Origin of the sequence: Streptomyces sp. SID14478 (genome assembly GCF_010548525.1) — a bacterium.
Lineage (GTDB): Bacteria > Actinomycetota > Actinomycetes > Streptomycetales > Streptomycetaceae > Streptomyces.
Genome location: NZ_JAAGMG010000632.1, coordinates 1 through 8862, shown reverse-complemented (window position 1 = coordinate 8862; position 8862 = coordinate 1). Strand labels below are relative to the sequence as shown.

Genomic DNA, 8862 nt, shown 5'->3' with positions numbered 1-8862 from the left:
CGCCCCGCCCCCGGTCAGGGGTGCCCGCTTGCCGCCCGCCGCGTCCTGGCCCGCGCTGCATCCGGTGAGCAGCAGTCCGCCGACGGCCACCGCGGCGAGCAGTGCCCCGCCCCGTCGGCGGCGTGTCCCGTCCGATCCGTTCCGCATGTCGCCCTCCTGGGCCCCCGGCGTCGATGTCCTGCGACTGTGACGCGCGAAGGGGCCCGGGTGTTCGTTCCGGGCGATTGCGCCTTGGCCTCGAAGGGGTTACGGAGAAGGGCAGTTGAGACCGGTGGGAGATCCTCCGGAGACCTCGCCGGTACGGGGCGGACGCCCTGGGCCCGTCACGACACCACGTCCTTGCGCGACCTCGCCGGTCCGGGCCGACGCCCTGAGCCCGTCACGACACCACGTCCTTGCGCGACCTCGCCGGTCCGGGCGGACGCCCTGAGCCGTCGGTCACGATCACGAGACCACGTCCCTGCGCGACCTCGCCAGCACAGGGCGGACGCCCTGGCCCGTCGGTCACGACACCACGTCCTTGCGCGCGAACCCGCGGAACGCCAGCGCGAACAGCACCACCGCGTACGCCACCGACACCGCCGTCCCCTGGATCATTCCGCTCCACTCGGGCTGCGGCTGGATCATGTCGGCCCACGCGAACTGCCAGTGCGCGGGCAGGAAGTCGCGCCAGTGGCCGAGCGCGGTCACCGCGTCCAGGACGTTGCCGACGATGGTCAGGAAGACCGCGCCGCCGACCGCGCCCAGCGGGTTGTCCGTCTTCGTCGACAGCCAGAACGCGAGGCCCGCGGTGACCAGTTGGGAGACGAAGATGTACGCGATCACGACGAGGAGGCGCTGGGCCGCCGTGCCCGCGGACAGCGCCCCGCCCGTCGGGATCTCCAGCGGCCCCCAGCCGTAGGCGACGGCGCCGACGCCGAGTGCGACGAGCGGCAGCAGCACCATCGCGGCCAGGCTGAGGCCGAGCGCGACGGTCAGCTTGGACCGGAGCAGGCGGGCGCGCGGCACCGGCGCCGCGAGCAGGTACCGCAGGCTCGACCAGTTGGCCTCGGAGGCGATCGTGTCGCCGCAGAACAGGGCGACGGGGATGACGAGCAGGAACCCGGCGGACACGAACAGGCACGTCGCCGCGAAGTTGGCCGCGGAGGCGGTGGCCGTGTCCATCAGCGTCACCTGCCCGCGCCGGCCGCCCGGGGAGCCCCCGATGGCGAACGCCGCGACGAGCACGAACGGCAGCAGCGCGAGCACGGCCCCCATGACGAGGGTGCGGCGCCGCTTCACCTGCCGGATCAGCTCGACCCGGAGCGGGAGGGTCCGGCGGGGGCGGTACCCCGCCGCGAGTTCGGGCATCTGTGTGCTGGTCGTCGTCATGCCGGGGTCCCTCCGATCAGCGTCAAGAATGCGTCCTCCAGGCGCCGGTGCGGGCCGAGGGACTTGACCGGCACGTCGAGCCGGACCAGATCGGCCAGGAGCCGGGCGGCCGGGTCCGTGCGCGGCCCCGGCCCCGGGTCCACGGCGAGGCGGACCAGCAGGCCGTCGTCCGCGCGGGCCACCGATGCCACGCCCTCCAGCGCGGCCACCTTGTCCACCAGCGGGTCGGAGACCTCGGCGGCCAGGCCGACGAGCACGGTGTCGCCGGAGCCGACGATCTCGGCGACAGGACCCGCCTGCACGAGGCGCCCGCGGTCCATGACGACGAGGTGCGTGCAGGACTGCTCGACCTCGGCCAGCAGGTGGCTGGAGACGATGACGGTGCGGCCACCGCGCGCGTACCGGATCATCACCTCGCGCATCTCGCGGATCTGCGGCGGGTCGAGCCCGTTCGTCGGCTCGTCCAGGATCAGCAGGTCCGGCAGGCCGAGCATGGCCTGCGCGATGGCGAGCCGCTGGCGCATGCCCTGCGAGTACGTGCGCACGGCGCGGGCCAGGGCGTCGCCGAGCCCGGCGATCTCCAGGGCCTCCGCCAGATGCGCGTCCTCGGGCGGGCGGCCGGTGGCCTGCCAGTACAGCTCCAGGTTCTCCCGGCCGGACAGGTGCGGCAGGAAGCCGGCGCCCTCGACGAACGCGCCGACGCGGGAGAGCACGGGCGCGCCGGGGCGGATCGCGTGCCCGAAGACCCTGATCTCCCCCTCGTCGGGCCGGATGAGGCCCATGAGCATGCGCAGGGTCGTCGTCTTGCCCGCGCCGTTCGGCCCGAGCAGGCCGAGGACCTGGCCCTTCTCGACGCGGAAGGACACGTCCCGCACGGCGTACCGGTCGGTGGACTTCGCGTACCGCTTGCTCAGGTCGGTGATCTGCAGCGGGACCTCGGCCAGCTCCGGGTCGGGCGCGGGGGCCGTCGTGCGCCTGCGGGACGTCAGCAGCAGCCCCGCCGCGACGACGGCCGCGCCGATCGGCAGCCACCACACCCACGAGGGCAGCGCGGTGGCCGCGGTCCGCACGCCGGGCGTCGTCGGCAGGCTCAGCGGGCCGGTGGCCGTCACCTGGTACGTCGCGGACCGGGCCGGTGACGCGTAGCCGAGGTCGGTCGCGGACAGGACGAGCCGCAGCTTGTGGCCCTTCTGCACCTGGTGGTCGATGGCCGGGAGCGTGATGCGCACGTCCTTGCCGTCGCCGCCCGCCCCGGTCACCCGTACCGGCGTGACCAGTTGGGACGGAAGCATCTGCCGCGACCCGCCGGGCCCCTGGTCGTAGACCTTCGCGAACAGGACGGCGGTGCCGGTGGAGGACTTCACGTGGGCCGTGACCGTCGGGGAGCCGGTGATGCGTACGGAGCGGTCCAGGGGCGCCGAGTCGAACCGGGCGAACTGGCCGGGGAAGTCGAGGGCGAGGCCGACGCCGAGGGACGACGACAGCTGGGACGCGCTGCCGAGGCCCGGCACCGAGGAGATCGACGGCGGGTTGCCGCCCGGCGGATTCTGGAACGTCTCGATGCCGGTCTTCAACGGCACGCCCACGCGGCGCTCGCCGCGCAGCCCCGGATAGGCGTCGCCGCTCGCGCCGCGCACCGTGGCCGCGCCGTCCGTGGAGTCGACGCCGCCGGTGCGGGTGACACGGAACGCGGGCCCCGTGTCGACGTCCTTGTCCTTCAGGTAGCGGTCGAACCAGGTGGCGACGCGCTTCGTGGTGCGGCCCACCTCCATGTCGCCGCCGTCGTGCCCGCCCGCGATCCAGTCGACGTCGACGGGTGCGCCGTTGGCCTTGACGTGCCGGGCGATGTCGTCGGCCTGGCCGAGCGGGAACAGCGAGTCCGTCTGGCCCTGCGAGATGAGGGTCGGCACCTTGATGCGGTCGCCGACGGCCGACGGGCTGCGCTCCTCAAGGAGCTTGCGGGCCTGCTCGTCCGGCTTCCCGGACTGGGCGACCCGCTGGTACATGTCGCACAGGTCCTTCTTGAACCGGCCGCAGTTCAGCCCGGCCTCGCTGGTGCGCGAGCCGATGTCCGCCGAGCCGGTCGTGAAGAAGATCCCGGTCCACAGCTTCTTGAAGACGCCGTCCGGGAAGAGCGCGTCCGCCAGGTTCCAGTACGTGATCTGCGGGGCGATCGCGTCGACCCGCTTGTCGTCGGCGGCGGACAGCAGGGAGACCGCGCCGCCGTACGAGGCGCCGGTGACGCCCACGCGCGGGTCGCCCGGCTTGTCGAGCTGCACCTCGGGCCGCTTCGCCAGCCAGTCGATCAGCCGGGAGACGTCGGCGACCTCGCCGTCCCGCGCGTTCAGCCCGATCTTGCCGGTGGACTTTCCGAAGCCGCGCGCGGACCAGGTCAGGACCGCGTACCCGTCCTCGGCGAGCTTCTGCGCCTGGCCGCGCACGTCCGCCTTGCTGCCGCCGAAGCCGTGCGCGAGCAGCACGGCGGGCCGCTTGGCGTCCCCGTCACCGGCCGTGAAGTACGAGGTGTCGATACGGACACCGCCGCCCATCGCCATCATCCGGTCCTGCCGGTGCACGGCCGCTCCGCCCCCGGTCGACGTGGCTGACGCCACGGACCAGGTCCCCGCTCCCGCGAGCACCACGAGGGCCGCCGCGACGGCGATCCACCGCCGCGGCCCTCCTCGCACCCGCTCGCGCCATGCGCGCACTCGTCGATCCATGCGTCAACCGTAGGTGCCACCACCGACAGTCACCGCCACCCCCGGTCGGAACCCGCCGACCTCCCGGGGTAGTACGGTCCGCCCGCCCCGTACCGCAGGCGTGGTACGCCGCCGCCGTGCTACGAATCCGGCATGCGTATCGAACGCGCCACCACGGTTCCCCAACTCCTCGCCGCGGCCGACCTCTTCGACTCTCCGCCGCGCAGCGAGTGGGCCGCCGACTTCCTGGCCACCTCGGGCCACCACCTCTATCTCGCGTACGCGCAGAGCGAACCCGTCGGCTTCATCAGCGGCGTCGAGACCGTCCATCCCGACAAGGGACGTGAGATGTTCCTCTACGAACTCTCGGTCGCCGCGCCCCACCGGCGCCGCGGCATCGGCCGTGCCCTGATCCGGACGCTCGCGGACCTGGCCGCGGAGCTCGGCTGTTACGACATGTGGGTCGGCGTGGACACGGACAACGACGCGGCGCTCGCGACGTACCGGAGCGCGGGCGGCGCGGGCGAGGGCCCGTGCGAGGTGATCACGTGGGACTTCACCTGACCGACCCCGCGTCCCGCGCGTCCTGCAGATCCCGTCCGCCCCGTCCGCCCCGTCCGCCCCGTGCGTCCCCTGCACCCCCTGCATCCACTGCATCCATCGCATAGCGGTACACCGTGGACTGCCTGGCCCGGAAGCCGAGACGCTCGTAGAGCCGGTTCGCGGCCGCCCGGTCCGGGCGTGAGGTGAGGTCGACCGTCCGGGCGCCCGCCTCCCGGGCGATCCGCAGCGCCTCCTCGGTGAGCAGGGCGGCGACTCCCCGCCCGCGCGCCGCGCCGTCGACGACCACGTCCTCGACGCGGGCCCGCACTCCGGACGGCAGGGGCAGCAGCACCAGCGTCAGGGTGCCGACGATCGCGTCCGGGGTGCGGGCGACGAGCACGGTGGTGGCGTCGCAGGTCACCATCCTGTCGAGCGCTTCGCGGTCGAGGGGCTCGGCGGTCGACGACAGCTGCGGCAGGAGCCTGTCGAAGGCGTCGACGAGTGCCCGGTCCGCCTCGCGGACGGTTTCCACACGGATGTCCATGGCGCGACCCTATCCGTCGGCCACGGCACGGAACCGCTTGGAGCAAGCGCTTTCGCCCGTCATCCTGCAAGCGCTCGCAGAGTCGCGTCAAGAGGGTGTGCAGCAAAGAGAGTTGAAGCGCTTTCTGCCTTGTGAGAGCCATTGACGCCTCTGCGAGCGCATGCAAAGGTCCGTCCTCATCACGCCCTCCGATCCACGGTCGTGAAGCCCCCGCCGTCGAACCGTTCGTGGAGGCCTCCCATGGGCAATGACGCCCCCTCCCGCCGCACCGCCCTGTCCGCCGTCCTCGCCACCGGCCTCGGCACCGCGCTCAGTGCCTGCGGCGGGCCCTCCCGGTCCGCCGGCGCGGATGGCACCGTCACCCTGCGGTACTTCTTCTGGGGAGACACGATCCGGGCCGACCTGATCGACAAGTGCGTCGCCGTCTTCGAGCGCGACCATCCGAAGGTCAGGATCAAAACGAGCTTCGCCGCCTTCGACGCGTTCTGGCAGAAGCTGAGCACGGCGGCGGCCGGCGGCAATCCGCCCGACGTCATGCACGTCGACTACGCCTGGATCCGCACGCTCGGCGAGCACGGCGTCCTCGCCGACCTCGGCGACCGCTCCGGCCCCGGCAAGGAGATCGACGCCTCCACCCTCATCCCCTCGATGCGCACCGCCGGCCTCGTGGCCGAGCAGCGCGTCGCGATGCCCGTCGCGCAGAACGCCGTGTCCGTGCAGTACGACGCCGCGACGTACGCCGAGGCCGGAGCCAGGCCGCCGAGCGCGCGGATGGACTGGAACACGTACATGGACCAGTGCCGGGCCGTGAGCCGGCATTACAAGCACCGGCAGTTCGGGATGGACAACCTCGGCCAGAACTACCTGGGCCTGGAGATCTGGCTGCGCCAGCAGGGCCTGCGGATGTGGACGGACCAGGGCGCGCTCGGCTTCGGCCACGACGACCTGCGGACCTTCCTCGCGAAGACCGACGCCTGGCGCAAGGACGGTGCGCTCGCGGGCCCGGACACCGTCCTGGAGTCGCTGCCCGGCTTCCCCATCACGACCCGCCGCGCCGCCGCCGAACTGCAGTGGGACAACCAGGTCGGCGGCCGCGGCACGCTGCGCGGCAGCAAGCTCACCCTGGGCACCGTCCCCACCGACACCGGCCGCCCCGGCATCTACGCCAAGCCGAGCATGCTGATCGGCGCCGCCGCGAAGACGCCGTACCTCAGCGAGGTCGCGCAGTTCATCGACTTCATGGTGAACGACCCGCGGGTGTCGAAGATCGTCGGTACCAACATGGGCATGCCGCCCACCACCACCCAGCAGAGCGGCACCCCCTCCCCCGATCCCGCCGTGCGCCAGGTGCAGGCGTACGAGAAGGAGGTGGCGTCGACGCTCGCGCCGACCCCGCCGCCGCCCGCCGACGGCGGCGCCTCGCTCAACGTCTACCTGCAGCGCACCGCCGAGAAGCTGTTCTACGGCCGGGTCTCGGTGGACGAGGCCGTGGACCTCTACTTCGACCAGGCGAAGGTCGTCCTCGCCTGACGTCCCGGGCCACGCCCGCTCCCCGCCCCGAAACGTCTCACCGTACGGAGTCCTCATGGCCGGTACGACGGCGACCGACGCCGCGATACCCCGCGCCCGCGACGGCGGCGCCACCGCGACCCCACCCGCGAAGCGACGCCGCAGACGCACCGGCGACCGCGCCGCGTACGTCTTCCTCACGCCCTGGATGATCGGCGCCGTCGTCCTGACCGTCGGGCCGATGCTGTTCTCGCTCTACATGTCCTTCACGGACTACAACCTGCTCGACGCCCCGCGCTGGATCGGCCTCGACAACTACAAGCGGCTCCTGTTCGACGACCCCGAGGTGCGGGACTCGGTCGGCGTGACGCTCCTGTACGTGGTGGTGGCGACCCCGCTGAAGCTGATCGCCGCGCTCGGTGTGGCGCTGCTCCTGCACACCCGGCGCAAGGGCCGCAACTTCTACCGCGCCGCCTTCTACATGCCGTCCCTGATCGGCGCGAGCGTCGGCGCGGCCATCGTGTGGCGGCTGCTGTTCTCGACGGGCAGCGTCGTCGACCAGTTCCTCGGCGCCTTCGGCGTGCACACCGGAGGCTGGGTCTCCGACCCCGACTGGTCGTTGATGTCGCTGGTGGCGCTGTCGGTGTGGCAGTTCGGCGCACCGATGGTGATCTTCCTGGCGGCGCTCCAGCAGATCCCCACCGACCTGTACGAGGCCGCCGCCCTCGACGGCGCGGGCCCGGTGCGCCGCTTCGTCTCGGTCACCGTGCCCATGCTCTCCCCGGTGATCTTCTTCAACCTGGTCCTGGAGATGGTGCACGCCTTCCAGATGTTCAACTCGGCGTTCGTGCTGTCCAACGGCACCGGCGGCCCGGCCGGCTCCACCCACGTGTACTCGATGTACCTGTACGAACTCGGCTTCAACGACTTCCGGATGGGCTACGCGGCCGCCCTGACCTGGGTGCTGCTCCTGGTCGTCGGCGTCGTCACCGCGGTGTTGTTCAAGACGTCGGGCCGCTGGGTCCACTACGCGGGCGAGGAGAAGTGACGATGACGACCACGACCCCGACGCGGGCCCCGCACGCCCGGTCCCGTTCCCTCACCTGGCACGCGGCCGCCCTGGTCCTGCTGCTCGTCCTGCTCTACCCGGTGGTGTGGGTGTTCACCTCCTCGGTGAAGCCCGCCTCCGAGATCATCTCCAGTTTCGACCTGCTGCCGTCGCGGCTGGACTGGAGCGGTTTCGGTACCGCCCTCGACGGCATCGGCGACGTACCGGCCTGGCGCTTCTTCTTCAACTCCCTTGTCCTGGCGCTTGGTTCGGTGCTCGGGAACGTGTTGTCGTGCTCGATCGCCGCGTACGCGTTCGCGCGGCTGCGGTTCCGGGGGCGCGGCGCCATGTTCGCCGTGATGATCGGCACGATCCTGCTGCCGACGCACCTGCTGCTCATCCCGCAGTACACGATGTTCCAGAAGGCCGGGCTCGTCGACACGTACGTTCCGCTGCTGCTCGGCAAGTTCCTGGCCACGGACGCGTTCTTCGTGTTCCTGATGGTGCAGTTCGTACGCAACCTGCCGCGCAGCCTCGACGAGGCGGCGCTGATCGACGGCTGCGGCCACTTCCGGATCTTCGGCCACATCGTGCTGCCGCTGCTGCGCCCGGCGCTGATCACGACCGCGATCTTCACCTTCATCTGGTCGTGGAACGACTTCTTCGCGCCGCTCATCTACCTCCAGTCGCCGGAGAAGTACCCGCTGCCGCTGGCGCTGCGCCTGTTCGTCGACTCGACCAGCAGCCAGGACTACGGGGCGATGCTCGGCATGTCGGTCCTCTCCCTCCTCCCGGTGATCGCGTTCTTCGTGGCGTTCCAGCGGCTGCTGATCGAGGGCGCGGCGACGTCCGGAATGAAGGGGTGACACTTCGATGACTTCGCTTGATTCGATGACTTCGCTTGCTCCGATGAACTCCCTTGCGGGGCAGCCGAATCGGCGCGAGACGCCGTACGGCGAACGCTTCACCCTCTTCGCGGAGGTGCTGTGGATCGGGCTGCTCGTGGCGGCCGGTTCGCTGCTCGTGGTGACGTGGCCGGCGGCGATGGCGGCGGGGTGCGCGCAGGTGCGGCGGTGCGTGCCGGACGGGCCGTCGTCCGGCACGGCCCGGCGGTTCCTGGCGACGTGGCGGTCGGCGTTGCGTGGCGG

General features: G+C 71.8%; 6 protein-coding genes and 2 pseudogenes. 5 read left to right on the top strand and 3 right to left on the bottom strand.

Annotation, left to right across the window (positions count from 1 at the left end; genetic code table 11):
• Positions 1-504: 504 nt before the first annotated feature.
• Positions 505-1371, bottom strand: coding sequence for an ABC transporter permease (locus G3I40_RS21190; protein WP_164303713.1), 867 nt, complete (start codon positions 1369-1371; stop codon positions 505-507).
• The gene (locus G3I40_RS21185) at positions 1368-4091 is read right to left on the bottom strand and encodes an alpha/beta fold hydrolase (RefSeq protein WP_164303712.1); all 2724 of its coding nucleotides are present in this window, start codon (positions 4089-4091) and stop codon (positions 1368-1370) included. Before G3I40_RS21185 ends, G3I40_RS21190 begins: the two co-directional genes overlap by 4 nt.
• 132 nt (positions 4092-4223) lie before the next feature.
• Between G3I40_RS21185 and G3I40_RS21180 the strand changes: the two genes are divergently transcribed.
• Entirely contained in the window at positions 4224-4634 is a 411-nt protein-coding gene (locus G3I40_RS21180) for a GNAT family N-acetyltransferase (protein WP_164303711.1), read from the top strand.
• Positions 4635-4728: 94 nt separating this feature from the next.
• On the opposite strand, the pseudogene G3I40_RS21175 reads toward G3I40_RS21180, so the two are convergent.
• Positions 4729-5157: pseudogene (locus G3I40_RS21175) on the bottom strand (GNAT family N-acetyltransferase); the annotation flags it as partial.
• Between the two features lie 240 nt (positions 5158-5397).
• On the opposite strand from G3I40_RS21175, the gene G3I40_RS21170 reads away from it, so the two are divergent.
• The 4 genes and pseudogenes from G3I40_RS21170 to G3I40_RS21155 form a co-directional block, all read left to right on the top strand.
• A complete protein-coding gene (locus G3I40_RS21170; protein WP_164303709.1) occupies positions 5398-6687 on the top strand; it encodes an ABC transporter substrate-binding protein in 1290 nt (429 codons plus the stop codon).
• A gap of 55 nt (positions 6688-6742) precedes the next feature.
• Positions 6743-7714, top strand: coding sequence for a sugar ABC transporter permease (locus G3I40_RS21165; protein WP_164303708.1), 972 nt, complete (start codon positions 6743-6745; stop codon positions 7712-7714).
• A 2-nt stretch (positions 7715-7716) separates the two neighbouring features.
• Entirely contained in the window at positions 7717-8580 is an 864-nt protein-coding gene (locus tag G3I40_RS21160; RefSeq protein ID WP_164303707.1) for a carbohydrate ABC transporter permease, read from the top strand.
• Positions 8581-8623: 43 nt separating this feature from the next.
• Positions 8624-8862, top strand: a pseudogene (locus G3I40_RS21155) (hypothetical protein); the annotation flags it as partial.